This is a genomic window from Methanocella paludicola SANAE (genome assembly GCF_000011005.1).
Lineage (GTDB): Archaea > Halobacteriota > Methanocellia > Methanocellales > Methanocellaceae > Methanocella > Methanocella paludicola.
Map to the genome: position 1 here is coordinate 2,819,045 of NC_013665.1, position 26,434 is coordinate 2,845,478.

Consider the following 26,434-nt stretch of genomic DNA (forward strand, 5'->3'; position numbering starts at 1 on the left):
GCTATTTAGGCACATAACCGATTTATATTTTGTTCTCCCGCAAAAAAAACCAAATTTATTCTTTTTACTGGCTGCCCCGGGTGACGTGGACGTCCTTTACCCTGACGGTCGGCACCACGAATGCCCCCAGTTTCCTGTCGTCCCTGCCCATGGCGGCGATCTTGCTCATGAACTCGAATGCGTTGCCGCTCATCATCATGGACTTTATAGGCTTCGTCTTCTGGCCGTCCTCCACGATGAACGAGTTCCTGCACTCCACGGAGAAGTCCCCTGTGATGGGGTTGGCCGTGTGGGCGCCGATGATGGAGTTAACGTAGATGCCCTTCTTCGTCTCGCCTATGACATCGCACCTCGGGTACTCGAACCGGACGTTATGCGGCCCGACCTTGGGGCTGAGCTGGTAGGTGCCACGGACGGCGTTGCCCGTCGACTCCCGGCCCGCCTTGCCCGCGGTGTAGCTGTCGTAGATGAACGTCTCCAGCACGCCATCGCCTATAATTTTAGTGATCTGCGTGGGCACGCCCTCGTCGTCGAAGGCGGAGGTCCCCAGGCCTTCGGGTATGAGCCCGTCGTCTACCATGGTCAGCCCGTCGACCGAGACTGCCTTGCCGATCTTGTCGGCCAGGCTGGACCGGCCCTTCTGCACGTTCTCGGAGTTGATGGCGAATAAAAGCGTGCCTTCCATGACGTCGGCGAACGCCTGCGGGCCGAGGAGCACGTCGCAGGTCTTGCTCTCGATAGACACGGCGTTCAGCGAGCTGACGGCGAGCCGGGCCGCGCTGGAGCCGATGGCCGGGAAGTTCACGTCCAGCGCCCTGGAAACGTCGTAGTCGTAGGCCGTGGAGACCTGGTCCGCTTTCTTCAATATGACGTCGATGTACCCGTATGCGGCGGTCTCCTTCTCGTGGGCCTCGATGCCGTTGGAATTGATTATCGTCGCCTCGGAGACCTGGCTGGAGAACTTGCCGAACGTGACGGAGACGCCCTCCTCCTTCGTGGCCTCGGAGACCATCTGTGCCGTCGTGTCGATGCAGGCGTCGAGCTTCATCTCGTCGATGCGCGGGTCGTAGATGCCCGAGACGCTCTTATACGGCTTCGGGCCGGGCAGCCCTTTCAGAGAGGGGTCTCGCCCCCGGGCCCTGGCGCACTTCACCGCCGTCCGGACGGCGTCCTCGTATTTCCGGGGATCGTTCACCGACGAGTATCCGAACGCCCCGCCGGCGATGACCCTGATGCCGATGCCGTCGGACACGCTCTCCTCGGCGAAGCCGACCGAGCCCTTCTGCGTCTCGACGTTGACCACGCGGCCCTTCGAGTAGAAGATCTCCGCCTCGGTGGCGCCCTCTTTCAGGGCCAGGTCGATGAGCCTCTTGAAGTTCATGCCGAGCCCCCCACGACCGCGTCCTTCACCAGGACGTGCGGCGAGCCGTCTCCCACGGGTACGCCCTGCCCGGCCTTACCGCAACGGCCCGAGCTGAACTTCAGGTCGTTCCCCACCCGGACGATGTTCTTCAGGGTCTTCAGCGTGCTGTCGGAAATAGATACGTCCCGTATGGGCTCCTTTATTTCGCCGTCCTTCACGATGTACCCCATGATGGCGTTGAACTGGAATATGCCCTCGCCGGTGTTCACCTGTCCGCCCCTGGAGCCTTTTAGATATATGCCGTTCACGCCCTCGAACACCTCGTCCCGGGTCATCTCCCCGTTGTCGATGAACGTGTTGCTCATCCTCACCACGGGGCGCATGAGGCCTCCCGACCGGGCGTTGCCCGGATGGCCGTTGAACCGGAGCGCTGTCTCCCGGGAGTTGAGATAATTCCTGAGCACGCCCTTCTCGATGATCGCGGTGGCCTGGGAGGGCACGCCCTCGCTGTCATAGGGATAATAGCCATACTGGAGCCGGGTGGGGTCGTCCCTCACGGTGACCAGCTCGCTTCCGATGAGCTTTCCCATCTGGCCCTCGAGGCAGGAGTCTCCCTCTAAAACGGTATCGGCCTCGGAGGCGTGGCCCACGGCCTCGTGGATGAACACGCCCGCAAGCTCCTGGTCGAGCACCACGTCGAAGTGGCCTCCGGGCGGGCTGCCCGCCCTTAATAATGCTAAAGCCTCCTCCTTCGCCTCCTTTGCGAGCTTGACGGGGTCGCACTGGTCGAACACCTCGTACCCGCCCACGTTGAAGTAACTCCTCCGGCCCATCTGCATGTTGGGGCCGTCCTTCGCCACGGCGATGCAGCTGAACCCGGTCCGGTAGGCGTCGTACTCGAGCTCATCGCCCTGGGAGGACCGGAAAGTGTTGTGCGAGTACGATTCGGAATAGGATACTTTCGTGCTGGTGATGCCGTCCCCTTTGAGCGCCTCCTCGATGTCCCTGACGAGGCGCTGCTTTTCCTCGAGCGATATGTCGGACGGCTTCTTCTTGACGCGGTACACGTCCTTCTTTACCTTCGGTATGGGGGCGAGCTCGATCTTCGGGCGGGGGTTCAGCCTGTCAAGCTGCCTGGCGATGGCGATGGCGTCCCTGACGGCAGTATTCATCTGCTTCACGTCGTCCACGCTGGTGAAGCCGAACGACCCTCCGACGAGGGCACGCACCGCTCCCCCGGTGACAAAATGCTCGGAGATCTCGTCGACCTCCCCGTTATCGTAAGCGATCGCGGCGGTATAGCCGTCGATCTCCCTGACATCGTAGAATTCCATTTTCTCACGTCTATATGCTAAAGAGTTTTTAAAAGGATAAGGGCGCCCCACATAAAGGGGCGCGGGCGCCCATTAAAGACGGCGCCACATCGAAGATATTAAATTTAGTTTAGTGGGGCAGGGCCTTATCAAAGATGCCGATGCCCATCTTGTCCATGCTGAAGTTCCGGATCTTATCGAGGAAGGACTCCTTCATCTTGCCCACGAGCGCATACTCCAGCACCTCGCTGATGTTCGTGACCGGGATGATCTTGACCTTGTCCTTGTATACTTCCTCGATGAGCACGTCGCCCACGTTGGACTTCGGGATGAGCACGGTCTTTATGCCCGCCAGCGCGGCCGCCTCGATCTTGTAGGTGACGCCGCCGATGGGGAGCACTTCGCCCCGGACGGACAGCGAGCCCGTCATGGCCACCGTCTGGTCGATGGGTATCTGGGATAGCGCCGATATGACCGCCGTCGCGATGGACACGGAGGCGCTGTCGCCCTCGACGCCCTCGTAGGCGCCGACGAACTGGATGTGCACGTCCATGCTCGAGATGTCGTATCCCGTGAACTTCTTGATGATGGCGCTCACGTTCTGGACCGACTCCTTGGCGATGGACTTGAGCTTGCCCGTGGCGTACACGTGGCCCTCCGCCTTCGATAGGGCGGGGGTGACCTCCGCAACGATGGGGAGCACGATGCCCGAGTCGCCGCCGATGACGGCCAGGCCGTTCACGCGGCCGACCTCTTCCCCGGCCGCCTTGAACAGCCGGTAGTCCCGCCTCTGGTCGAGGTAGGTGTCGGCGAGCTGCTGCTCCACCGAGCGGGATATCTTCTTCGCCTTGAGCACGTGGTCGGCGGTCGTCAGCGCGGCCCCTTCGGACCTCGCGATGTCGCCCGACACTCGCACGAGGCCGCCCAGGTCACGCAGCTTGAGCGTGAGGTGGCCCTTGCGGCCGGCCCTGCGCCTCGCCTCGCGGATGATCTCGTCTACGGCGCTGTGGTCGAAGTGCGGGATCTTGCCGTCCCTCATGACCTCCTGGGCGACGAAGCGCACGAGCTTGCGCCGGTTCTCCGGGTTATCCTCCATGGAGTCGGTCATGTACAGCTCGTAGCCGTACCCCTTGATACGGCTCCTCAGCGCCGGGTGCATGCCCTCTTTCGCGTCGAGGTTGCCCGCCAGCACCATGATGAAGTCGCAGGGCACCGGGTCGGTCTTGACCATTGCGCCCGAGGACCTCTCGGACTGGCCCGTGATGTGGAACTTCTTCTCCTGGAGAGCAGTCAGTAAATGCTGCTGGCTCTCCATGCGGAGCGTGTTGATCTCGTCGATGAACAGTACGCCCTTGTGGGCTTTGTGAATGGCGCCGGCCTCGACTCGGTCGTGCGCCGGGGTCTCAAGCCCGCCGGACTGGAACGGGTCGTGCCTCACGTCGCCCAGGAGCGCGCCCGCGTGGGCGCCCGTGGCGTCGATGAACGGCGCCGTGGTCTTGCCCTGGTTAGTGACTAACAGCTTCGGCGTTATGACCGTCTCTTTCGGGGTAACGTACCTCAGCAGTAACAGTAATAGTAATACGGCGATGATCGCCCACATGAACTGCTCGCGCAGGTAAACGAAGGCGAAGACCAGTATGCCCAGCATGGCGAACACGATGATGAGGTTGCGCATCTGGGAGCTCTTCTGGGCCTCCATCTTGTGGGCGTTTACGATCTGCTTGCCCTTGCCCGCGGGGACCACCCTGACTTTCGGGTTGTTGCCATCTTCGGGGTTATGGTAGATGAGAACGTCCTGAAGCTCCTCCTTGGGGAGCAGCTCGGCCATGGCCTTGGCGAGCATTGACTTGCCCGTGCCCGGCGTGCCGATCATCATGACGTGGCGGCGCTGGTTCGCGGCCTTCTTGATGACCTCCACCGCGTGCTCCTGGCCGATCACCTGGTCGATCAGCTTGGTGGGCACCTCGATATCGCTGGTCGAGTTGAACTCGAGGCCTCCGCACAGGTCGTCCTGTTTTTCTATTTTTACTTCTTCACTCAATTGCCATCACCGTTCGTTCTCACCGATTAGATTCGGATGAATCCAATTCGTACGAATTAGATTCGTACATAGGATAAATACTTTTAGCGATTTAGTTTTTCACGGGCGTCGGCTTATCTCTATGCCCGGTTATTGTGGATGGAAGGGCCATCGCGGAATGGAGCGCGGAAAATAAGTCCTTCGACCATTTACTCTGTAACGGCAAAATAAAATCTTTGTGGTTATATACTAAATGCCGTCCCCCCGCTTGACAAAGCTGTTATCATAGAAATATATAAATAAATTATAATATTTATTCCTTTTTCTCCTGTATGGTGGGCGGCTTTTGCATTGGCGGCCTTCGGCCGGGCCTTTTTAGGACGCTCCGGGCGGCGTATAATATTCCTATCAGCGCCAGTATGGCCACGCCCGCCACGAGCGGCCAGTTCTCCGCGACCTTGTCCATGAGCGTGGGAGGGGGGGAGACCACGATGGCCTTGCGGATTATCTTAGTGACATGGGGGTCGTCCTGGTCATCGTAGTACTTGACCTCCATCGTCACGTAGTACGTCGTGGGCACGGCATCGGGCTTTACTTTGATGCCGAAGGTCGTATTGACCGTGTCTCCCGGCTCCACGTCGCCTAAATAGGCGGTGTCGTAGCTGACCACGAAGGGGTCGAGGGCGTTGACCCGGACCACGGCATCGTGAGCGGTCTCCCCGCCGATGTTCGTCAAATTCATCATCGCCTCGCAGGACTGGCCGCACTTGATGGCGATGGGCACCTCGTCCACGTCGAACTTCATCTCCTTCTGCACGGGCACCCCGAAGGTGTCAACGTTCGAGGACTTCTGCTTGCCCCAGGCGTCCGTATACGAGACGAGCGCGCTCAAAGGGTACGTGCCCGCCTCTGCGTCGGGCGATACGGCCACCTTGAAGCTGACGGGCCTCTCGTCGCCCGGGTCCATGCGGCCCACGTACTGGGAGCTCTGCACGGGCAGCACCAGGCTCGGTGAGACGATGATCGACGCGGACGGGTCGCCATCCTGGGGCGCGCCGGGGTACGACGGTATCAGGTACACGACGCACTCCTCGGCGCACACCCCGCCGATATTGCTCACCTTAAGGGTGACCATGCCGTCCGACCCGGGGATCATGTTGCCGTAGTCCAGGGGCGTCACGACGAGGTCGAACGCCTCCCGTATGACCACGTAAACGTAGAGCGTCACCGTCTCCTGCACGTAGTTATTATATGTGAGGTAGCTGCCGAAGGCGGAGGTGAAATCGTACTCGCCAATCAGGTGTTTGTAGGTGACGGTGAGCGGCAGGGCGTATACCCCGGGCATCGCGCCCCGGTCGACCCGGACGATGTAGGTGAACTGGGGGCTGACGCTGCCCGCCGGGAGGGAGCCGCCGACCACGCAGTCCCCGGACACGAGCTGGAGGGGGGCGCCCGTCGTGGACAGCTTCGCCGTGACGCCGAGCGCCGTGGTAGCCGCGATGGCAGTGTTGGGGTTGGCGTTCACGCTGAAGTCATCGAAGTACGGGATGCCCGACTCTGTAATGCTGTACGAGCCCACCCCCGTCAGCGCTGATATGCCATATCCTGACGGGTACCCGCCGTCCCCCATGTATTGGGCCGTGGCCTCGGTGGTCGTGGCACTTTCATCTTCGACGTCCTCGCCGTCGGAGCCGTTCGTGATGGGGACAGTGAGCGTGATGGAAATGGGGTAGGGCGAGGGCGTGTCATAGCCCTCGACCCTCTGGATCACACCGCTGTTCTGGATGACCACCTGGATGGGGGTCGTCTGGCCCGGGTAGAGCTCCCGGTTGCCGAAGATGGACGCGTCGATGATCGGGCCGCCCTGGATGGTCTGGGGCAGGTATGGCCCGTCGAGTGCCTCTGCCCGGGGGAGCGTCGCCGCAAGCAGGAGCGCGCAGAGCAGCAGCGTGCGGAGCTTTGTCTCGAAGCTCATGCGGCCGCCTCCCGCCTGCGTGCTATACGATTGGAGTTCCACGTGTCTAAAGTGACCAGCAGCGGGGGCATGATCATGAAGGCGCTGCCCAGGGCCAGCAGGAAGTCGATGATGGTGATCAGGCCGAAGTTGCTCAGGATGGGAAAGCTGGACATGGCCAGCGCCCCGAAGCCGGCGGTGACGGTGCTTGCCGACGAGAATATCGCGTTGCCGATCTTGCCCGTCGCTATCCGCATCGCTTCCGCGGGCGGCAGGCCCTTGGCCTTTTCCTCGTAGTAGCGCTCCATGTGCAGGATGGAGAAGTCGATGCCTATGCCTATGGTGAGGGCTCCCAGCGTTACCAAAAGAGGCGTGTACGTCATGTGGAGCAGGAACATGACCATGCACGAGAGCCCCGTCACGATGATCACGGCGATGACAGGGACCACGGCCTTGACCCAGTCGCCCCTGTAGACCAGCAGCAGGCATATTAGCACGCAGAGGCCGCTGTATGCGGTCATCTTCAGGCGGTCGCTGGTCATGGAGTTGAACATCATGAGGGTGACCTGCGACTCGCCGCCCAGCGAGGCCGACGTCCCTGCGTGAGGCGGGTAGAACTCCAGGTCCCTCTGGATGCGCTCCAGGTTATCGATGAGCATATTTGTCGTGTGGTCCTTGAGCGTCATCCTCACGACGCCCGTCGTGTAGAAATCGTCCACGTACAGCTTCATCCGCTCCTCGGGTATTCGCTCTGCGACCCCTATGATCGCGGCGCTGGTGTCCGGCAGGGTGCCGTTATTGTGTTGTTTCAGGAGGGAGGCGATGCTGCTTACGGAGAGCACGTCCTGGTTATTCTGCCTCTCGTACGTCTCGAGATCGTCGATCCACCTGATCGTGTCGGCGCTCATGATGTCGGGGCCCTTGATCTGGACTGCCATGTCGTTCGTTTTATAGCCCACGATGGCGTTGAGCGTGCGGAACAGCACTACCGAGGGCAGGTCCTGGGGGACATAAGTGGAGGAATCGACCTCCACGCCCACGAGCGGGTCGAGCGAATAGCCCACGACCATGGCGAGGAGCGCGATGACCACCACGGCCGGCCTCTTCGTGGTGCCCTCGGCGATGAGCCCGATGGCCCTCTCAAGGCCCCGAGGGCCGGAACCCTGGCGCTTTTTCACCCGGCCCGCCCTGGCCATGGTATACAGGACGGACGTCAGCAGGAACAGCGCCGTAAGGAAGCACACGACGATGCCGATGATGCACATCCTGCCGAAGTCGTAGATCATGGGTATCGGCGACTGGAGTATGGACGTGAACCCCAGGCACGTGGTCATCATGGAGTAGAACACGGGCGGCGCGATGTTCCTGACAGTAGATACGACTGCATCGCCGGGGTCCTTCCCCGAGTTGAGCTCTTCCATCATGCGGTTATGGAACTGGATGGCGTACTCCACGCCCAGGCCGATCATGATGGGGAACACGGCCATGGAGACCATGGTGAGGGGGATGCCGGTGAGGCCCATGGTGCCGGCGGTATATATGATGCCCACGAGCACGATGGGCAGAGGCAATAGCCGCCATCCCGCGTGGCCGAAGGTGAGCCAGAGGGCGAGCACCATGAAAATGACGGCCGAGGCCATCATGACCGTCGTGCTGCTCATCATCTGCTTCTGTATCTCGAGCATCATGGCCGTCTTGCCCGTGACCACGGCGGACGTGCCGGGTGGCATGGGAGACCACTGGATGGCCCGCTTGATGTCGTCCAGGATCGCGGGCTCGTCCTTTTCCTCCACGGTCCCCAGCAATTCCACGGTCATGATGGCGTGGTGCTCGTTGGGCATGATAAAGGAAAACGCTTCGGCGTATGGGGCCACGAGCCTGCCTATGTCCGCCCGGTTCGACGGTATGTCGTCAGTACCGTTGGCCTTCAGATACGCCTGCTGTACCAGCGTGTGCAGGCCCGTCACGTTGGCCACTTTAGGATTGGCCCGGATTTGCCGGTCCATATCGTCCATGGCCTCGAGCACGAGGGGGTCGAGCACGTCGTCCGAGGTTATCAGTATTAAAAAAGTGGTGGACTGGAAATGCTCGTTGTAGTAATCGATGTCCTTGTAGATCTGGGTGTCCTTGAAGACCAGGGTCTCGGTGCCCGTCGCCATGTATATCTTTCCGGCGTAGGCCGCGCCCAGGACGATGAGGACGAGGGCGGCGAGCAGGATGAAGTACGTGTTCGATTTGATGAGCCTGCCTATCGCTTCCCATATGCCCGACAAAAGAACCACCACCTCTACCGCAGCGTAATCCCACCTCACATGAGCACTGCTGCGCTAATAGAACGAATCGGATGTCTATGTTATGTAAATTAATGCTTTAATATAAATATTGTTAATATAAAAGTGCTTATAGGGGAGAAAAAATAGCTATTTTTTAGCCTCCAGCCGGTGGCCGTTGATGACCAGCTTGTGCACGATCCGCAGGTCGGCCAGAGGCTCGTCCGGGCTGGCTATTGCCACGGCCTGCACGTAGTCCTGGAGGGGGCCCGGGCTGATCTTCTTGCCGAGGGTCTCCTGGATCTGGAAGACGCCCGCGCTGTTGTTCATGTAGATGTGGATCTCCACGGGCACCTCGGTGCCCTGCTGTATGTCGACCCGGTCGATGCTCAGCGCCGACACGGTGTGTATGTTGACGTTCCCCTTGTCGAAGGCGATGCGCCCCCGGCCCTTGGTCATGTCCGTGCCGTCGGCGATGCCCACCAGGGCCGCCTCCACGGTGAGGTCGGGCACCTCGAACTCGTGGGAGTAGATGCAGTGGAGGATGTGGCCGCGCACCTCGTACATGGCCTCAGGGTCGTCGTATACCTCGGGCAGCAGGCGGTTCAGGAGCGGTATGGCCAGGTAGACGCCCGATATGTGGTGGTTCTCCCGGTGCACCTGGTTGCCGATATCGTGGAGCAGGCCCGCCGCCATGACTATTAAGAACGCGTCGTCCTCTGTGCCGGCCTTATCTTTCATGATGCTGGCGGTGACGCCGTTGTCCAGGAGGAGCCGGAGCATCCTGAGCCCGCTGGCCGCGACGATCTTCGCGTGCGTCTCCCCGTGGTCGTTGAAGTTCAGCTTCGATACGGCGATGTAGTTGGACATGTCCCAGTCGGCGTTCATTTCCGCGTCGCCGTTGAGCAGCCCCCACAGCTTCTTCGTCTTCGGGTACGGTTCCACGAGCTGCGTTATCGCGGCCTCTGCCGCGTCCTTGAGGGACATGTAGTTCGAGGGCATCTCGAGCTCATAGCCCTTGCCTGTTGCCACTCCTGCCATAGGCTACTGGTTATTCACTAAAAGCTTATTAATCCTTTCAGGCTAGTTGTTGCCGCCCGTCTTCGCGTGCTTCTTCAGCAGCATCGTCAGGAGGTCGTCGCTGTCGTCCAGCGCCTTGAGGTCCTCGTGGCGCACTAGAACGGTATTCCCTATGTTCCGGGACTTGCTCATCTTCTTCACGATGAACACGGAGTAGGTGTCGGCGACGTCGGCCAGGCTCGACATGAACCGGGCCCGCTTGATGACGGCCTCGGAGTAGTCGCTCACGCCGGTGAGCACCTTGTTATCGTCGTCCCTGGAGAGGGCGTTGAAGGGAGCCTTCGCGGTCCGGAAGACGTCGAACCCGATGTCCTTCATCGTGCCCAGCGCCTCCTTCTCCAGGTCGGTCGCGTTGGCCATGTCGTCCTTCTCCTCCTCGCCGGGCTTCTCGAAGCGGACGAGCATGTTGATGGGCCGGGCCAGGGGAGTGTCCAGGACCGCCTCGAGCTTGAGCGCGATATCGATAGTAGCGTTCATGCCGTTCTCGTACTTGCTGATGGCCCGCCGGGACACGGCGAGGTGTTTCGCCAATTCGCCCAGAGAAATGTTCTTCGACTCGCGGACCGCCTTGAGCGTGTCCCCGTCGATCTCGACGTACAGGCCGCCGGGCGCGGCGTACACTAGGGGCGGCACCTCCTCCAGGAAGTTGTCCTTGAACGTCTCGATGTTGACGCAGGGTATGCCGTAGCGCAGGTATACCGCCCCGCCCTCGAGCGGGTGGTCGTTGGTGTGCTCGCCGATCACGATGGGCGTGCCGTTGAAGAGTACGGCCAGCCTCCGCATCTCCCGCGATGTATCCTCCCCGAGGCCCTCGATGTTGGAGAGCACCTTGATAAGGAGGAACGTTTTTCCCCTCCGGGCCCCGACGTCGAAGCTCCTGGGCCGGATGTCGCACTTCTCGGAGATGATGAACTCGGCCTTTTGCAGGATACGGATGGCCTGGTCGAGCAGCGTTTCTCGAGTCATAATGGCGAAAGTATTATATGATAACATTCAACTGTCTTTTTTCTAATATTAAAACATTTTCATCATGCTGTACGTGGGAATTGACGATACCGACTCGAAATGTGGCATGTGTACGACGTACCTGGCGGCCGTGCTAGCGGGGCGCCTCGAGGCCTTTGGCCTTCACGGCTACCCGAGGCTGATCAGGCTCAACCCTAACATCAAGTACAAGACCAGGGGTAATGCCGCCCTGTGCCTCGTCCTTGAGCGCGGGCCGGCCGATGAGGTGGAGCGTATCGTGGTCAGGGCCGTGGAGGAGTACGCCCGGTTCGACGACGAGAACACGAACCCCGGCGTGGTCATCCACGAGGGCGAGATCCCCGAAGACGTGAGGGCGTTCGCCATCCGGGTCGTCAGGGACGTGGTCGACATTCAGGAAGCGCTACTTTTGGCCAGGCGCCATGGCATGCGCGTGCACCGCTTCAAGAACGGCCGCGGCGTCATCGGCGCCCTCGCGTCCATCGGGCTCGACCTGTACGACCACACGTACGAGCTGCTCGCTTACCGCATGCCCGGGAACTACGAGAAGCCCCGGTGGCTGGACCGGGAATCGGTCTACAGGATGGACGAGGCCACGTACCCGGACACCTGGGATAACGTCGACCTGCGGAACAAGGTCATCGTTTTTTCGCCCCACACCCCCGACCCCGTCCTCTACGGGATCAGGGGCAACAGCCCCGAAGTGCTCGTGGAAGCCCGGAAAATGCTCGTCACTGAGCCCGCGGAGCGCTCCCAGATATTCATCACCAACCAGGGCACCGACATGCACCTCGTCGAGGCGAGAATCGCCGACGTCAGGAACGACCGCTCCTATATCTTAAAGGGCTTCGTCTGCGAGGAGCCCCGCGCCATCGAGGGCGGCCACGTGTTCTTTAAGATGGAGCAGGCCGGGGCCTGCATCGAGTGCGCCGCCTTCGAGCCCACCAAGAACTTCCGGGAGATCGTGAAAAAATTAATAAGAGGCGACGAAGTCCGCGTCTTCGGAAGCGTGAAGAACGGCACGGTGAACCTGGAAAAGCTCGAGATCGTAAAGCTCGCCGAGCTCGTTAAAACCACGCCCCCGAAGTGCCCCGTTTGCGGCAAGAGCATGGAGTCCGTAGGTAAAGATAGGGGTTACCGGTGCCGGAAGTGCGGGGCAAAGCGGGCGCTTCCTGTTTTCGAAAGGGTAAAAAGGGATCTGGAGACGGGGCTGTACGAGGTGCCGCCGTCGGCGAGAAGGCACCTCGCGAAGCAAATTATAAGGATAAAGGAGCCCTGGTGCAGGACGCACCCGGGCCGGTAAAAAAATTATTCCTGGTGCACGAGCACGGTCAGCAGGTCCCTGTCCAGTAAAAGCCCGTCCAGCTTATTGTCGGCCGTAATGACCGGCACCTGCTCGATGCGGTTCCGGCGCATCTTCTTGGCGCAGTCGGACACGGGCGTCTTGTGGAAGGCGGTGATGACGTCCTTGACCATGACGCTCTTCACCGGGACGTCGGGCAGCTTGATGCGCGACACGCCGTAGTAGAGCTGCATGGTGTCCCGCATGCTCTCCCAGGTCCACTTGTCCTCGTCGCTGGCGGATGACATGTCGGACCTCTCCACGGAGTCCTCGATGCGGCTCATGTTGATGAGGTCGGTGATCGTTATGATGCCGGTGAGCTCGCCCTTGCTGTTGAGCACTGGCAGCGCGTCGTGCTTGGAAAGCCTGATTATTTCGCTCACCACGCTGACGGGGGTGTCCTCCCAGACCGCGACGATGCCGTTCTTGACGTACGCCTTGATGGGCGCAGTGATGTCCATCTGGCCGATGGCCCCGACGATGTCGGCCACGGTCACGATGCCGACCAGCTTGTTCTTCACGACCACGGGTAATCGTCTTAATCCGGTCATCAGCAGGATTCTGGCTGCCTCGGAGAGCGGCGCGTCCGGGGTGATGGTCACCGGGTCCCGGGTCATCAGGAGAGCGATCTGCTCTTCGGTCGGATGCTTCAGCAGGTCGATACGGGTGACGATGCCGAGAAGAGTCCCCTCCTTTACGACGGGTACTGCGGAGATACGCTCCTTCTGCATGAGATCGAGCACCTCGTCCCGGGAGCCCGGGATCTCGATGCTCTTGACGTTCTTGATCATGATGTCGTCGACGGTCAGAATTTGCTTCATAACATCCCTCGAAGATAATTTCATATTATTTAAATATTATTAGCGTCTCATTTTTTTTCGCTCTTGATCACGAGCACGGGGCAGTGGGCGATGCGTATGACCTTCTCGGCCGTGCTGCCCAGCAGGATCCTATCGATGCCGCTCTTGCCCAGCGTTCCCATCACGATCAGGTCGACCCCGTTATCGGCCGCGAACTTCGTGATCTCCACGGCGGGGTTGCCCTCGAGCACTTTCGTCTCCACTTCCACGCCGGCCGGGGCCTGGTCCTTGACGGCCTTAACAGCATCCTCGCCCTCGTCCTTCAGGAGCTGGTACATGTTCTCCCAGGTGACGTCCATGGGTATGGAGGTGAACGTGACGGTGTCGACCACGTACACCGCGTACACCTTCGAGCCGCGTTCCTTGGCGATATTAAGCCCCATCTCGACGGCGTTCTGCGTGCGCTTCGAGCCGTCGGTCGCTATCAGGATCTTCTTGAATAGTTGTTCCGCCATGCTTTACCCTCATAGATAAAATAGCCGATGTCGTCCGGGCCTGCCCGCCTGACTACGGTGCTTAAGAGATTCTGCGAGGACTTAAAAGTATCGGACTTCAGGTCGAACACGAGGAAGTCGGCGTCCTTTCCTGGAAGGATAGACCCCTTGTTAAGCCGGGCGATCTTGGCCCCGTTGAGCGTGGCCATCCTGAGCACGAACTCATCGTCGTGGAGGAAGAGCTTGTCAGCCCACTCCATCTCCCTGAACATATCGGGCGAGTTGAGCATGACGTTGTCCGTCCCCAGGGCCAGGGTGGCGCCCGCCTCGCGCATCTCCTTCAGCGGGGGCAGCCCCGCGCCGGTAATGGCGTTTGACCTGGGGCACGTGACCACTGGTATGCCATTATCGGCCGCCCGCTTCATGTCCTTAGCCGCCGCATGAGTCATATGCACTAAAAAGCCAGGCATGATATCTATCGCAGTATCTATATCGTCTCTATTTAACTCGCCCGCGTGAATACCGATTATTTTGCCCGTTTTTTTCGTCTTTTCGGCGATGTCCTCCGCGGCGCCCGGAGGAAGGTCCCTCGTGCTGCTGATGCCCGTGCCGTCTGCCTCTGCCAGCACGGACTCGATGGTGTCCCCGGGGGCCGGGCGCCCCAGGACCGTGGCCCGCGGGCCCGCGATGCGCTTCAGCAGGCGTGCCCCGGCCGCCCCGTTCTCCCTGAAGTCGACGCAGTGGCATGTGCCAGTTCGCCCCATGACGCCCAGCGAGGAGCGGATGCCTTCGGCGACCTCTGCGGGCGAGGCCGCGTTCAGCACCCGGTGCTTCAGGCCGTCCGGGGGCGCCACCAGGTCCACGAGAGGCATGAAGGGCGGGTCCTTCACGATGGCGTCGCCTAAGTGGGTGTGGGCGTTGACGAAGGCCGGGCATATCAGGCCCCGGATATCGGAGTCGCACCGCTCGAAGCCTACTTCCCTGATCTTCGGGCCGGAGACGACCACGTAGCCCTCGCGGGCCTCGAACTCGTCCCCGTAGAGGATGGTCCCCGATACGACGTATTCCCCGGACATTGTACGAGTAAATCGCCCCCTGATTTAATAAAACTTCTCGGAGCACCGATAAAAATGCGGCCGAATCCCGACGCATTGGGGAGGCGGACGCAGCAACATATTTATCATACTTCGTGTAATGGATATAACAACTGGAGGACACACTATGGCGAAAAAAGACACGAGTGGATTAATGTCGTCGGCCGGTATCATGCGATACTTCGAGGCCGAGGAGTCGGCCATCAAGATCGACCCCCTGTTCGTTATCGCCGGCGCCGTCGCATTCGGGGCGCTCATCTGGGGGCTCAACGTATACTTTAGCATGGCATAAAGGCTAAAGATCTTTTACTTTTACGGGCGCACCGCCCTCTTTTCCCCGCTTCGGCTCCGTCCTCTCGGGGGACTCGACGACCGTCTTCTTCTCCTCAGGGGGCACGTACTGTATGGGCGCGTCCTCCGTCTTCCGCCTGCCCGGGCCTGTCCTGCACGTCATCACATGAATAAAAGCGGCCGGGGATAAAAACCAGCCCCGATAACTTTACATGTTCCGGCGGCCCTATACGATTTGATGTCCCTGGAAGAGTATACGTCGTTCGAGCATGTCGAGGCGAAGCACGAGGTCGTCTTCATCGGCCGCTCTAACGTGGGTAAGTCTACGCTGATGCGCCAACTAATAGGCCTGAAAGTGAGGGTTGGTAAGCGTCCCGGCGTCACCCAGCGCCCAAACTATTACCAGTTCGGGGATTTGTTGGTTACGGACATGCCCGGCTACGGGTATATGAAGGGCGTCGACTACCGCAAGCAGCATAAGCTCCGGGACCTCATCGTCAAGTACTTCGAGGACAACGCCCCGAGGATCGTGTGCGCCGTCCAGGTGGTGGACGCAAAATCCTTTTCGGAGGTCGTGGACCGGTGGGACGGCCGGGGCGAGGTGCCCATCGACCTGGAGCTGTTCGCCTTTTTAAGGGACCTCAACATCCCTGTCATCGTGGCGGTCAACAAGATGGACAACATCTACGATAGAGAAAAAAACATGGTGCTGGACGACATCGCCCTGCGCCTGGGGTTCAGCCCCCCGTGGAGCGGCTGGATGGACCGGATCGCCCCGATATCGGCGAAAAAGGGCGACGTTGACCACCTGCGAAAGCTCCTGAAGGATAAGCTACGTTCCATCAAGCGCCCTGACCTGGCGTCCTGCTTCTCATAACGCCTCACTCCGACCGCTTTTTAAGCGATAGTCAATCTTTTTAAACTATACCGCCGTTAATATAATGACAAACCTTGAGGTCCTTGTTATGAGTTTGAAGCTGAGGAGGATTCTGGGCACGCCCTGTGCGAACGGGGCGAAGCTGCTGTTTCTGGGAGCGGGAGAGCTTGGTAAGGAGACGATGATCGAGGCCCAGCGAATGGGCATCGAGGTCGTGGCGGTGGACAGGTACGCCAACTCGCCGGGCATGCAGGTGGCACACCGTTCATATCCGATCAACATGAAGAGCGAGCGGGCGCTGATGGCCATCGTGGCGAGGGAGAGGCCGGACGCCATCATCCCCGAGATCGAGGCCATCAACATCGACACGCTCTTCAAACTGGAGAAGGAGGGCTACTTCGTGGCGCCGTGCGCCAAGGCGGTGTGGACCGCCATGCACCGGGAGCGCCTCAGGGAGGCCATCGCCTCGACCGGGGCCCGTACCTCGAAGTACGAGTACGCCACCGACCTGGAGAGCTTCAGGAAGGCCTGCGACAAGATCGGGTTCCCCTGTGTTTCGAAGCCCATCCAGTCGTCCAGCGGCAAAGGCTCATACTTATTGAAGAGCAAGAAGGACGTCGAGAAGGCCTTCAAGGAGGCCGAGAAGGCCCGGGGCTCGGCGGCCAAGATAATCGTCGAGGAGTTCATCGACTTCGACGTGGAGATCACCGAACTATCGGTAAAGTACGTGAACGAGAAGGGCAGGGACGAGAGCAAGTTCGTCCGGCCGCTCGGCCACTACCAGATCGAGGGCGACTACCACTCCTCGTGGCACCCCTGGATCGAGGACGGCGACGAGAAGATGGTTAAAAAGATCGAGAAGCAAATATACGATTACTCGCAGCGCATCATGGACAACCTGGGCGGTTATGGGTTGTATGCTCACGAGATGTTCATCGACCTGAAGAATGGCAAGGTGTACGCCAACGAGACGGCGTGCAGGCCGCACGACACGGGCCTGGTGACCATGGCCTCGATGCCGCTGGGATATTCGCAGTTCGCGCTGCACGCGAAAGCTGTTCTGGGCATTCCCATCCAGTGGCATGACAGGGTCATCGAGCCCCGGAGCAGCGCGGCGTCCCACGTCATCATCTCCCACACCGAGGGCTGGTACCCGCAGTATAACGTAACGGGCGCCTACGACGACGACACGAACGTCCTCATCTTCGGCAAGCCCGAAACGTATGCGGAACGCCGGATGGGCGTGGTGCTCTCGTGCGGGAAGACCGTAGAGCAGGCCCGCCGCAAGGCCCAGGCCAGCGCCCACAAAGTGAAGATCGACGCCGGCCAAGGATGGAAAGGACAAGAGATCACCGAAAAGCACTATTAGGAGAAGTGCCATTAAAAACGCAAAACAGAGGGATAGGTTGAGGATCACTCAGGCGTGCGTGGGCTGCGGCCACTGTAAGGTGTTCTGCCCGGCCGGTGCCATCGAGACGTGCGGCGTCAGCCGTATAAACGATAAGTGCATCGAGTGCGGCAAGTGTAAGGGCTATTGTGCCCTGGGCGCCATCACGGAGGAGCCATGAGGCCCTCAGGACCCCTGAGGGTCTCCATCATCGGCGCCGGTCTGGGCGGGCTGTTAGCGGGCGCCGCCCTGTCGAAGGAGCACGACGTCGATATCTACGAGCGCCTGGACATTTACGGCGGTCGGTTCACCAATTTACCTTATGAGGGCTTCCAGCTTACCACGGGCGCCCTCCACATGATACCCCACGGGCCCACCGGCCCTCTGGCCGCGCTCCTGGACCGTGTCGGCGCGGGCGTGAAGATCGTCCGGACCAGCCCCATGGGCTGCTTCATGACGAAGGATAACCGGCAGATCTCTTTCTTTAACTTCAGGGAGCTTTTATCGGCCCGTGCCCAGGCCCGGATACCGGCCCTTATGGCGAAGATGCTCGTCCAGAAAAAGGGCACCGTCGCCGACATGGTGTGGGACGATCCCGAGTGGCTCCAGCTATCGGACAGCTGCTGCGGCTGGGCGCTCTCGACGCTTTCGAGGGACACGCCCGGGGAGGAGGCCGCGGCCATCATCAGGCACGTCGTGGGCGGCGGCCCGGGCAAGTATAACACGCCGGGCGTTCCCATGGGCGGCTGCGGGGCAGTCGTGGACGCGCTGGCCCGGAAGCTCGAGGAGAACGGCGGCAGGATCCACCTGGGCGAGAAGGTCGACTCGGTGATCGTGGAGGACGGGAAGGCGAAGGGCGTCGCCGTGGGCGGCGAGAGGCACGAGGCCGACATGGTGATATCGGACATCGGGCACCGCCTGACATCCGCTCTGTACGACGCAAGATATTCTAACCCCAAGTACGCGGACGTGCTCCAGAAGCTCAGGCCCTCGGCCGGCGTCAAGATATGCCTGGCCGCGGAGGAGCCGCTGGTCGGCCATCCCGGAGTGCTCTTCACCCCCTATGCGCAGCGCGTCAACGGCATGAACGAGGTCACCCACATCGACCCGTCGCTGGCCCCGGAGGGCATGCACCTCACGATGTCCCACCAGGCGCTTCGCTCTAACGATATACAGCAGGAGATAAAGCTGGGGCTTCAGGACCTCAGGAACATGTTCCCGGGCAAGAAGTACTCCGTGCTTTTAGTGCAGACCTACAGGGACGACTGGCCCGTGAACCGCATCTCGTCGGGGTTCGACCTCGGCAACCTGACGCCGGTAAAAGGCCTGTACGTCGTGGGCGACGGAGCCAAGGGCAAGGGCTACATGGAGGTCGAGGGCGTGGCCTCCGGCGTGGCGAACCTGCTGGATACGCTGAAGGCTAATTAATGCCGGACGTCTGCCCCGAGTGCGGCGCCGCGGGGTGCCGCGAGAAGTTCGAGTCCATGCTGGCCCTGGAGTTCGAGGACCCCGAGGTCTTCGGCGCCGTGCATCACATCACGGTCATCTGTTTTAACCTTCAGCACCCCTCGGCGTTCTCGGAGGAGGCGCTCGCCTGGATGCGCTCTACGCTCCGGGCCATCGTGGAGGAGGGCTTAACGCCTGCAGAGCTCAGGGAGCGCTCGAAGAAGCAGTTCAACGGCCGGGTCAGCGTGCTTAGCAAGGAACAGAAGGCGCCACAGAAGGTCAGCTGGTCCATGACCGTCATGGACGTCCGCACCGACGGCCCCGAGACTTATGCCGAAGATGTCAGGGCATGGGCCAGGGCAATTTTAAAGGACACCGAGGCCCCCTGATCAGGACCGCTGGACCTGGAACGGCGCGATGTGGAAGCCCTGTATGGGATAGATAACGAACTTATCGTAATGCATGGCCTCCGAGGCGTTCAGGCTGGCTGCCAGGGCACCTACGACCTCCCTTCCGGTGTCGCTGATCGTGCTGTTGTCCACGAGTATGAAGGAGTTATCGGGGGTCGACTGGTACCACCTCTCGCATGAGTGCCACATCCATGGCTTGATGTCGTTCCGGTAGAATACAGCCTTCCGGACGATGACGTCCTCCCCTGAGAGGTATGTGACGATGTTCGCCGACCAGTACCCGCCGTAGCCGAACGTCTGGTTATTTTCCTTCAGGTACGATATCAGCCCGTACTCCGCGGCGTTGGGCTGCTGGAGGTCTCCCATCTGGAGCGCGCCAAAAACGGCCGATATGAGGAGCAGCGCCAGGGCCAGCGCGCCGTAGATCCTGTAGTCGGGCCTGAAGCACATGGCGATGAGCATGAACACGGTGATGGCGGTGAAGGTGAGGTAGCGCGTGCTGGCGATATCGATGGTGTAGTCCGATACCATCCACATGGCGAACATCGTGGCGGCGGAGGCGAGGAGGACGCCGTAGAAGAGCCTGTTCTTCTTGTCCTCCAGGGCGCCCTTCAAGGCGAGAGCGGCGAGCGCCAGGAATGCCAGGAGCGAGGCGACCTCCAGTATGCCAAAGTCCTTGAAACCCTGTGCTATGCCATACAACCCCTGGTTTAGCAGGGCCGCAAGTGCCGTGAAGTAGAGCCCGACCGTCGAGGGCACGTCCGCGGCGGCGCTGGACGACAGCACGTCCTGGACCACCCAGTTGTATATGAAATACGTCTTGAAAATGTAGACGATGACCGATACTGCCGCCATGGCCGCGACGGCGACGTTCATCGTGTTGCTTTTGTTCTTCACGAAGAGCAGGTAGACCAGGATGAACGGGACGATGAGCCAGGGCAGGACAATGGTGTCGGAGAGGACGGTCAGGGCCGTGAGGACGGTGAGCGCTATTAAGGGCGCCCACAATATTTTTGTGGAGCGCACCTTCTTGCCCTTTTTCGTCTTTTGCGCCTCCCCTTCGACCTTTTTGTCCACGTAGATGAGGAGGGCCAGGATTAGCCCCAGGAATATCACTGTGCCCGTGTGCGAGGTCGGGAGCGCGAAGTACTGGTATCCCTCTGCGGGCACGTTGGCCATCAGGGCCCCGAACAGGAGCGAGTGGAGCGCCTCGCCGGTCACCATGTATATGACGTAACCGAGCACGCCCACTCCCAGTACAAACTCGACGAAGGTCATCAGCTTCAATGCTGTTGGATCATAGTTGGTAAGGATCTGCGGGATGAGCTGGAACGGTATGAGCTCGGTGAAGAGGAATGTGTCCTGGGACGGGAGGTAATAGCCGCTGAGGAAGTAGTTCTGGTGCTTCCAAATTTCCATGGCCTCGATGCCTTCGCCCACCATATCGCTGTTGAGGCCCATGTTCAATGACATTACCAGCTTCGTGCCCAGCCCGAACAGTATGAAAATGATTAGCGCGGCCGCGAACGCGGTCCTCCAGTCTAGCCTGACATTTTTAATATCCAGTTGCTGCTCCAACCTCGACCCACCGGTTTCTAAAGTCTATATCCTTAATGATAATGAAGCTTTCTGGAAAAGCAAAGCTCAAAGTTTATATCTAAGATAGTCTATCTGTATTCGTCAGGTGCCCCTGTAGGGTAGTGGATATCCTTGGAGCCTCCGGAGCTCTAGACCGGGGTTCGAATCCCCGCGGGGGCGCTCTAAACCAACGTTAGGCTCTTTTATTTTTTTAATTATTTACCCCCATCATCATATTCTGATACGTTTTCAAACATTTTTAACCGCCCCAAAAATTAGTACAATCCCATATATAATAAGCTTTTACTTTCGGCATACAGAAAGCTTGTCAATGGTTATGACTACCGGGATTGATAAAACATCACTCCATGGACACGATTATTTTTTTTAGCGGATATCTATAAGGCAATGATATCTGGTTGTTAGTGTGGGGATGATGCATTGAAGAAAGTCATGGCCGTAATGGCATTAGCCACTCTGGTAACGTGTTTGTCGGTTCCTGCGTTCGCGCAGCAAATGCAAATGGATAAGAACATCGTGCAGGTGGCCACGGATGCGGGATCGTTCAAGACGCTTCTGGCGGCTGCGAAGGCCGCGAACCTCGACGGCACGCTGTCCACCGGCGGGCCGTACACGGTGTTTGCGCCGACGGATGACGCGTTCAATAAGCTGCCCGCGGGGACGGTGCAGTCGCTGTTGAAGGACAAGCCGAAGCTGACCGCGGTGTTGAAGAACCACGTCGTGTCGGGTAAATACACGGCGGATGACCTGGTACGGATGGGCACGGTCAAAACGCTGGACGGCAAGACGCTGAAGATCACAAAAGCCAGCGACGGCTCGGTCATGGTCGACGGTGCCAAGGTCATCAAGTCCAACGTGATGGCGAGTAACGGTGAAATACAGGTCATTGACTCCGTGCTCGTGCCGAAATAAGACGGTATATGGAGGATGAAAAATGAATAACGTATGGACAGCGTACAACGTATTGCAGGCGGCCGCACCTACGGCGCCCGAACAAAAAATGAAAGACATCGTGGATACCGCAGTCAGCGCCGGGGGCTTCAACACCCTAGTGACGGCGGTGAAGGCCGCCGGCCTGGTCGACGCGCTAAAAGGGGCGGGCCCTTTTACGGTATTTGCCCCGAACGACGCCGCGTTCAAGAAGCTGCCGGCGGGGACTCTCGATGCGGTGCTGAAGGACAAGAATAAGCTGACGGACATTCTCACGTATCACGTCGTCCCGGGCAAGATGCCGGCATCGGACGTCGCGAAACAGAGATCGCTTAAAACGCTCGAGGGAAAGCCCCTGTCCGTGGATGCTTCCGGCGGGAATGTAATGATCAACGATGCCCGGGTGATTCAAGCCGATATTATGTGCAACAACGGCGTCATCCACGTTATCGATAGCGTACTCTTGCCCAAATGACGCCAATACCAGATGTACCATCTGGTCATTTTTTTAGTCCCCGATTGTAATTTTTTAGACCGCCTGAAGGCTTCGAATGTTCCGTGAAGCTGGTCGTCGGCTGGAAATCGAAACCCGCTGCCGGCTCGTAGGGGCACATACGGAGGTATTCTCTTGCAGCTTCAGGCTCACGAATGCTTGCCCTTCCACTACATTAACCTACAACGGATGCGACAACATGGAAACCTACGGATCATATCTCGACCATGATCTCGTTGTGTCGCATGAACCCGGGTATCCATGGCGGGTTAAACTGCGCCATAATAAAATTGGACATCGGCTCCAGGTGATTATTACGCAGCCATTGCTTGAGCTCTTCGATTTTCTTCTCCGCCAGTTCTTCCTTCATGCGTCCCGAGAACTTGATGACGGCCGCCCGATGTGGCGGCACCTGCCTGAAGGTAATACTCTTATCTTTAGGCTCGGGGAGCGTTTCCATGCTGTAATTCGAGGGCATGACGAAGGAAATCACGTAAAGGTCGTTCGAGGATCTCTCGGTAGTTACGGGCGCGGTCATGGGTATCTTTTCAGACGCGGAGACCTGCTCCTCGGTCACCGGTATGGTCATCAGGATCTTCGCCTTATTCGTGTTATTGCCCGAGATATAATTGAAGAGCTTCATAAAACCGGAGTACGTGGCACCTTTCATGTCCGAAGAGGCCTCGACCTGCGCCAAAATGTAGCTGCCATATTGTCGGAGTTCGATATCGCCGTCCTGCTTTAAAATATCGTATCCCAGAGTTTCTGTCAAATCCAACCCAATAAAAATCTAGGCTGGATATTTATAAAAAGAAATGGACAAAAAACGATGGGTACTGGCATATAAGGTTTTTAAATAGGTAATACCGCCCTGTATAGAATCACATAGGGTAAATGGAAATCGTGACATCATGACCAATGGCAAATTCATTAACATTCCTGTGGCAGACCGGGCATTTCTCATCTTTTCCCGATGATTTAATCGTAATGATGCGGCAACCAGTGAAACCGTGAATCTTGCGCTCATACCCGCGAATCGCTCATACGCGCGAATCGCTCATACGCGCGAATCGCTCATACGCGCGAATTATCCTTTTATGCAGGCAGCGTGAAGGAGTTTTGGTGATTCGATTGGAGAAAGCAGCAGCCTGTCCTACCTGTCAGCATTGTGGCGCCGAGATTAAATTGGATGTGGATAACGAATGTCCGGGATGTCACCGGGACGTCAAAGAGTGTGTCATCGATAAGGACGTTACCAGTTCCGTGTACCCAATGTAACATTCCGAATATTACATATTCCGGATGTTACTTTTTTTAATCGTTTGCCCGCCATCCGTGTCGCCACCTGTTCCCGGTCCTTTCGATGAATTGGTCGACAATACAAAGGTCATCGCTGCAGACATACAGACAAGAAACGGCGTATTTCACTGATCAACGCGGCCTTAACTCCAGCATAATTGCGGTGATATCCCATTTAAACGATTTTTTACAATTTGGATCGCGCTACCGGATGCTTTTTCATGGCATTAATGATTTGGAAATTACCGGAGTGTATTTCTTGAACCGATATGCGTAGATTTCCCCGGCCCAGGATCGTCGTCAGTGCCTGTCTGGAGTTCGATGAAGTGAGGTACGACGGGAAAGTTGTGCCGTGCCCGGTCGTGAAAGAGCTAAAGCCCTACGTTGACTTCCTAAAGATCTGTCCCGAATACGAGATAGGCCTCGGTGTGCCCCGCGACCCGTTGCGGATCGTCAGTATCGGAGGCCGGGAGCGCCTCATACAGCCCCGGACGGGCCGTGACATCACCGACCCGATGGACGTGTTCACGGACCGGTTGATCGTTTCGCTGCCGCCGGTCGACGGATTCCTCTTCAAGTCGGGTTCCCCGACCATCGGCTTCTACAACATCAAGGTGTACGACAAACCGGTCGGGGCCGGAGTTGCCGGCCGGACCAGCGGGCTATTCGCACGAAAAATATTGCGCCGTTACCATGATTATCCACTCGAGGACGATTTGAGGATGAAAAACGGAAAAATACGCGATGAATTCCTCACGAAAATTTTTGCCTTCGCCGGATTCCGAGAGGCCGCCGAGGCGGGTGATCCGGACCAAGTGAGGGACTTCCACGATCGCAACCGTTACCTGTTCATGTGCTATGACACTGACGCCGAGTCCATGCTCGACGGCGCGCTGGCACGTGGAAACTCCGAGTATTTCAACGAGATGCGGCGACTACTATCCAAACACCGGACATCCGAAGGGTATGCCGGCGTTGCGATGCGTATCTTCGAGCTCTACGGCGATCGGCTATCTTCCGGAGAGAAGGCCTGGTTCCGCGCGCTGGTCGCGAAGTACCTGAAGAACAAGGTCAGCCGGGACGCGCTGCTTGATACGCTCGAGCTCTTCGCGGTCCGAATGTCCGACTGGAAGACCGCCGATCAGACGGTGTTCGCACCTTACCCGCAGGAGCTCGTCCCGGACGTCGATCAGCGGCTGGACCGGGACTACTGGAAAGCGGTGAGCATCCAATGAATACACGGCGGGTTTGCGGCTATACTCCACATCTGTATGTTTTTTCGGCCCGTTGATGCACTGGGTATTGTCGATTCCCTTTCAAACTTATATCATCGCCATGGGCATGCGGTCTAATGGTGAATTTCCTGAGAGAAGAAAAGAGTAAATCCGGAAGCTCGCCAGGCAAGCACTGAACGCTCCCGCACCAGGAAAGAACGGCCGAAAACAAGTAAGAAAAGTTCTGGGCGATAAATCCACCCTTTTTACGGGAGCGGGGATTTTTCGAGGCTATAGAAAAGAAATAATCAGAGGGCGGCCATGGCGGGCATTTTAAGCGACCTCGCGAACTCGGCGGCCTTCGATTTATAGTCCCCGCAGGCAATTTCCCCGCTCAAGAACTGCCCGGAGCCCACGAACTCCATGCCCTTCGCTTCAAGCTTTCCCTTAATATCATTTATGACATCCTCGAAGCCGCACTTTCCTGCGGTGGCCATCACGGCGAACTTTTTGCCCCTCACGTTCTTTAGGCCCGCGAGGTACTCGTTCACCGCCGGAGGCGGCAGCCAGGCCCAGACGGGCGTCGCGACCACGAGAAGGTCATACCTGCCCAAATCCTGCTCGCAAGGCTTGATCCTTGCTCGATCCTGCACCCATTCGCTCATGCACTTCATATCCCAGTTGGGGGCATCCACGGTGTCTATTCGCGTTATGTCGGCTCCCAGGATGTCCCTGACCTCCCCGGCGATCTTCCACGTGTTACCGGTTAAGGAATAGCATGCGACCAGCACTTTCATCCTATCACCCTACAGTTATTTAAAACAGGTTTTTTTAAAACTTTATGTCAATTTATAATCACTTATGGATGCTCCGACCACTCAATTAACATAATAAAATGTGGGAAGCGAAGGCGGCATTGAAGCTCGATAAAGGCCGCAGATTTCTTATCCAGATAGGCTTTTTATCTTCCGCTAAAAGCGGGATTTCTATTTCCTTTGCCCATCATCTTATATTGGGTTTATATTTGTATTTTCCAGGTGTTGATAGATCGGATGGACTGGAAATATTTTATTATCGCCATAATCATGGTCCTTTTGGGATGTGCGGCCATACTAGTTCCCCCGTTGTCCCGGGGAAGCGGAACTGAAGCGCCAGCGCTTCGGGTCTTAAAAGGAAATGGAACGATCGAGATCGCGGATCATCAAGGTTATGGGAGCGCCCAGTCATCACATCGCGAGATCGTCAGGCTTCCGGCCATGTCCGCCGATGAGGTGGAACGGCTCCTCGGGTCGCAGAAGATCTGCCGCATGGCGCTCAACGATACCCCCCAGCCCTACATCATAGCAATGGACTACATCTACCTCGATGGCAGGCTGTATTTCCACTTTGCGGACTATGGGCGCAAGATGGATCTGATACGGAGCGACCCACACGTCACGGTAGAGATCGATAACTTCTGCGAAGGCACCCGCGACCTCTACACGATAACGCTCATGGGACAACTGGAGAAAGTGACTGATAAAATGGAGGGCGCGAGGGTGGCAAGAGCGCTGGTCGACAGCGCGAAAACCCGGGGCGGGGTTAAGAACGTGGCCGCCCGACACGGCCTCAGATCGCTGGACACGGGCGGGCTCATGTCGGAGCCCTCGACGATGTACCGGCTGATCGTGAGCGATTCCATCGGGCTCAAGTCCCCCGGCTGAAAATCACATTTTTGCTGTACTTTCGATAGGTCCATCCCTTTTCTACCTTCATCCCGGATTTCATCTTTTTT

The 26,434-nt window shown here is 58.5% G+C and carries 25 protein-coding genes, 1 tRNA gene and 1 pseudogene; 13 read left to right on the forward strand and 14 right to left on the reverse strand.

The annotated features are described in order from the left end of the window. Positions 1-64: 64 nt before the first annotated feature. From MCP_RS14525 to MCP_RS14555, 7 genes are all read right to left on the reverse strand, one after another. Complete coding sequence (locus MCP_RS14525) at positions 65-1,381, reverse strand: TldD/PmbA family protein (RefSeq protein ID WP_012901606.1); 1,317 nt, start codon at positions 1,379-1,381, stop codon at positions 65-67. Continuing rightward, positions 1,378-2,697: a TldD/PmbA family protein gene (locus tag MCP_RS14530; RefSeq protein WP_012901607.1), complete on the reverse strand. Its 1,320-nt coding sequence runs from the start codon at positions 2,695-2,697 to the stop codon at positions 1,378-1,380. Before MCP_RS14530 ends, MCP_RS14525 begins: the two co-directional genes overlap by 4 nt. 109 nt (positions 2,698-2,806) lie before the next feature. Next, the gene (gene lonB / locus MCP_RS14535; RefSeq protein WP_012901608.1) at positions 2,807-4,717 is read right to left on the reverse strand and encodes an ATP-dependent protease LonB; all 1,911 of its coding nucleotides are present in this window, start codon (positions 4,715-4,717) and stop codon (positions 2,807-2,809) included. 292 nt (positions 4,718-5,009) lie between these two features. Then, positions 5,010-6,671: a COG1361 S-layer family protein gene (locus tag MCP_RS14540; RefSeq protein ID WP_012901609.1), complete on the reverse strand. Its 1,662-nt coding sequence runs from the start codon at positions 6,669-6,671 to the stop codon at positions 5,010-5,012. Beyond that, the gene (locus MCP_RS14545; RefSeq protein WP_394296157.1) at positions 6,668-8,932 is read right to left on the reverse strand and encodes a hydrophobe/amphiphile efflux-3 (HAE3) family transporter; all 2,265 of its coding nucleotides are present in this window, start codon (positions 8,930-8,932) and stop codon (positions 6,668-6,670) included. The genes MCP_RS14540 and MCP_RS14545 overlap by 4 nt, the downstream gene beginning before the upstream one ends. A gap of 138 nt (positions 8,933-9,070) precedes the next feature. Next, positions 9,071-9,961 carry an HD domain-containing protein gene (locus MCP_RS14550; RefSeq protein WP_012901611.1) on the reverse strand — a complete coding sequence of 297 codons (891 nt, stop codon included), beginning with the start codon at positions 9,959-9,961 and terminating at the stop codon, positions 9,071-9,073. Positions 9,962-10,003: 42 nt separating this feature from the next. Further along, positions 10,004-10,966, reverse strand: coding sequence for a transcriptional regulator (locus tag MCP_RS14555; protein ID WP_012901612.1), 963 nt, complete (start codon positions 10,964-10,966; stop codon positions 10,004-10,006). A gap of 64 nt (positions 10,967-11,030) precedes the next feature. Here MCP_RS14555 and MCP_RS14560 point away from each other — a divergent pair, with 64 nt between their 5' ends. Beyond that, positions 11,031-12,287: a tRNA(Ile)(2)-agmatinylcytidine synthase gene (locus tag MCP_RS14560; protein ID WP_012901613.1), complete on the forward strand. Its 1,257-nt coding sequence runs from the start codon at positions 11,031-11,033 to the stop codon at positions 12,285-12,287. 5 nt (positions 12,288-12,292) lie between these two features. Here MCP_RS14560 and MCP_RS14565 read toward each other — a convergent pair whose 3' ends face one another. Genes MCP_RS14565 through MCP_RS14575 form a run of 3 tightly spaced genes read right to left on the reverse strand, consistent with a single transcriptional unit; the run spans position 12,293 to position 14,696 of the window. Further along, positions 12,293-13,147 (reverse strand): CBS domain-containing protein, encoded by an 855-nt coding sequence (locus tag MCP_RS14565; RefSeq protein ID WP_012901614.1) that lies wholly within the window; start codon positions 13,145-13,147, stop codon positions 12,293-12,295. Between the two features lie 47 nt (positions 13,148-13,194). After that, complete coding sequence (locus MCP_RS14570) at positions 13,195-13,641, reverse strand: universal stress protein (protein WP_012901615.1); 447 nt, start codon at positions 13,639-13,641, stop codon at positions 13,195-13,197. Further along, a complete protein-coding gene (locus MCP_RS14575; protein ID WP_012901616.1) occupies positions 13,611-14,696 on the reverse strand; it encodes an amidohydrolase family protein in 1,086 nt (361 codons plus the stop codon). Before MCP_RS14575 ends, MCP_RS14570 begins: the two co-directional genes overlap by 31 nt. Before the next feature lie 145 nt (positions 14,697-14,841). On the opposite strand from MCP_RS14575, the gene MCP_RS14580 reads away from it, so the two are divergent. After that, the gene (locus MCP_RS14580; protein ID WP_012901617.1) at positions 14,842-15,006 is read left to right on the forward strand and encodes a preprotein translocase subunit Sec61beta; all 165 of its coding nucleotides are present in this window, start codon (positions 14,842-14,844) and stop codon (positions 15,004-15,006) included. 3 nt (positions 15,007-15,009) lie between these two features. Here MCP_RS14580 and MCP_RS15900 read toward each other — a convergent pair whose 3' ends face one another. Beyond that, entirely contained in the window at positions 15,010-15,168 is a 159-nt protein-coding gene (locus MCP_RS15900; protein ID WP_173332323.1) for a hypothetical protein, read from the reverse strand. Positions 15,169-15,243: 75 nt separating this feature from the next. Between MCP_RS15900 and engB the strand changes: the two genes are divergently transcribed. The 5 genes from engB (at position 15,244) to MCP_RS14605 (ending at position 19,104) form a co-directional block, all read left to right on the forward strand. Then, positions 15,244-15,882 carry a GTP-binding protein EngB gene (gene engB, locus MCP_RS14585; RefSeq protein ID WP_012901619.1) on the forward strand — a complete coding sequence of 213 codons (639 nt, stop codon included), beginning with the start codon at positions 15,244-15,246 and terminating at the stop codon, positions 15,880-15,882. An 88-nt stretch (positions 15,883-15,970) separates the two neighbouring features. Continuing rightward, positions 15,971-17,251: a formate-dependent phosphoribosylglycinamide formyltransferase gene (gene purT / locus MCP_RS14590; protein WP_012901620.1), complete on the forward strand. Its 1,281-nt coding sequence runs from the start codon at positions 15,971-15,973 to the stop codon at positions 17,249-17,251. Between the two features lie 10 nt (positions 17,252-17,261). Next, complete coding sequence (locus tag MCP_RS14595; protein WP_394296158.1) at positions 17,262-17,450, forward strand: 4Fe-4S binding protein; 189 nt, start codon at positions 17,262-17,264, stop codon at positions 17,448-17,450. Beyond that, on the forward strand, positions 17,447-18,697 hold the full coding sequence (locus MCP_RS14600; protein WP_012901622.1) for a phytoene desaturase family protein: 1,251 nt from the start codon (positions 17,447-17,449) through the stop codon (positions 18,695-18,697). The genes MCP_RS14595 and MCP_RS14600 overlap by 4 nt, the downstream gene beginning before the upstream one ends. After that, positions 18,697-19,104, forward strand: a complete 408-nt coding sequence (locus MCP_RS14605; protein WP_012901623.1) for a DUF5946 family protein — start codon at positions 18,697-18,699, stop codon at positions 19,102-19,104. Before MCP_RS14600 ends, MCP_RS14605 begins: the two co-directional genes overlap by 1 nt. Here the strand turns inward: MCP_RS14605 and MCP_RS14610 are convergent, their stop codons facing one another. Next, entirely contained in the window at positions 19,105-20,703 is a 1,599-nt protein-coding gene (locus MCP_RS14610; protein ID WP_012901624.1) for a hypothetical protein, read from the reverse strand. A 108-nt stretch (positions 20,704-20,811) separates the two neighbouring features. Between MCP_RS14610 and MCP_RS14615 the strand changes: the two genes are divergently transcribed. The 3 genes from MCP_RS14615 to MCP_RS14625 all read left to right on the forward strand — a co-directional run bounded on the left by MCP_RS14615 (position 20,812) and on the right by MCP_RS14625 (position 22,129). Continuing rightward, positions 20,812-20,883, forward strand: a tRNA-Arg gene (locus tag MCP_RS14615). Positions 20,884-21,156: 273 nt separating this feature from the next. Next, the gene (locus MCP_RS14620) at positions 21,157-21,636 is read left to right on the forward strand and encodes a fasciclin domain-containing protein (RefSeq protein WP_012901625.1); all 480 of its coding nucleotides are present in this window, start codon (positions 21,157-21,159) and stop codon (positions 21,634-21,636) included. A gap of 88 nt (positions 21,637-21,724) precedes the next feature. After that, complete coding sequence (locus MCP_RS14625) at positions 21,725-22,129, forward strand: fasciclin domain-containing protein (protein ID WP_128860247.1); 405 nt, start codon at positions 21,725-21,727, stop codon at positions 22,127-22,129. A gap of 232 nt (positions 22,130-22,361) precedes the next feature. On the opposite strand, the gene MCP_RS14630 is transcribed toward MCP_RS14625, so the two are convergent. Then, a complete protein-coding gene (locus MCP_RS14630; protein WP_012901627.1) occupies positions 22,362-22,925 on the reverse strand; it encodes an SOUL family heme-binding protein in 564 nt (187 codons plus the stop codon). 790 nt (positions 22,926-23,715) lie between these two features. Between MCP_RS14630 and MCP_RS16265 the strand changes: the two are divergent. Then, positions 23,716-24,102, forward strand: a pseudogene (locus MCP_RS16265) (DUF523 domain-containing protein); the annotation flags it as partial. Between the two features lie 195 nt (positions 24,103-24,297). Continuing rightward, entirely contained in the window at positions 24,298-24,681 is a 384-nt protein-coding gene (locus MCP_RS16085; protein WP_231845103.1) for a DUF1722 domain-containing protein, read from the forward strand. A gap of 287 nt (positions 24,682-24,968) precedes the next feature. Here the strand turns inward: MCP_RS16085 and MCP_RS14645 are convergent, their stop codons facing one another. Continuing rightward, a complete protein-coding gene (locus MCP_RS14645; protein ID WP_012901630.1) occupies positions 24,969-25,457 on the reverse strand; it encodes a flavodoxin family protein in 489 nt (162 codons plus the stop codon). 255 nt (positions 25,458-25,712) lie between these two features. Here MCP_RS14645 and MCP_RS14650 point away from each other — a divergent pair, with 255 nt between their 5' ends. After that, positions 25,713-26,363, forward strand: coding sequence for a pyridoxamine 5'-phosphate oxidase family protein (locus MCP_RS14650; RefSeq protein ID WP_012901631.1), 651 nt, complete (start codon positions 25,713-25,715; stop codon positions 26,361-26,363). Positions 26,364-26,434 lie beyond the last annotated feature (71 nt).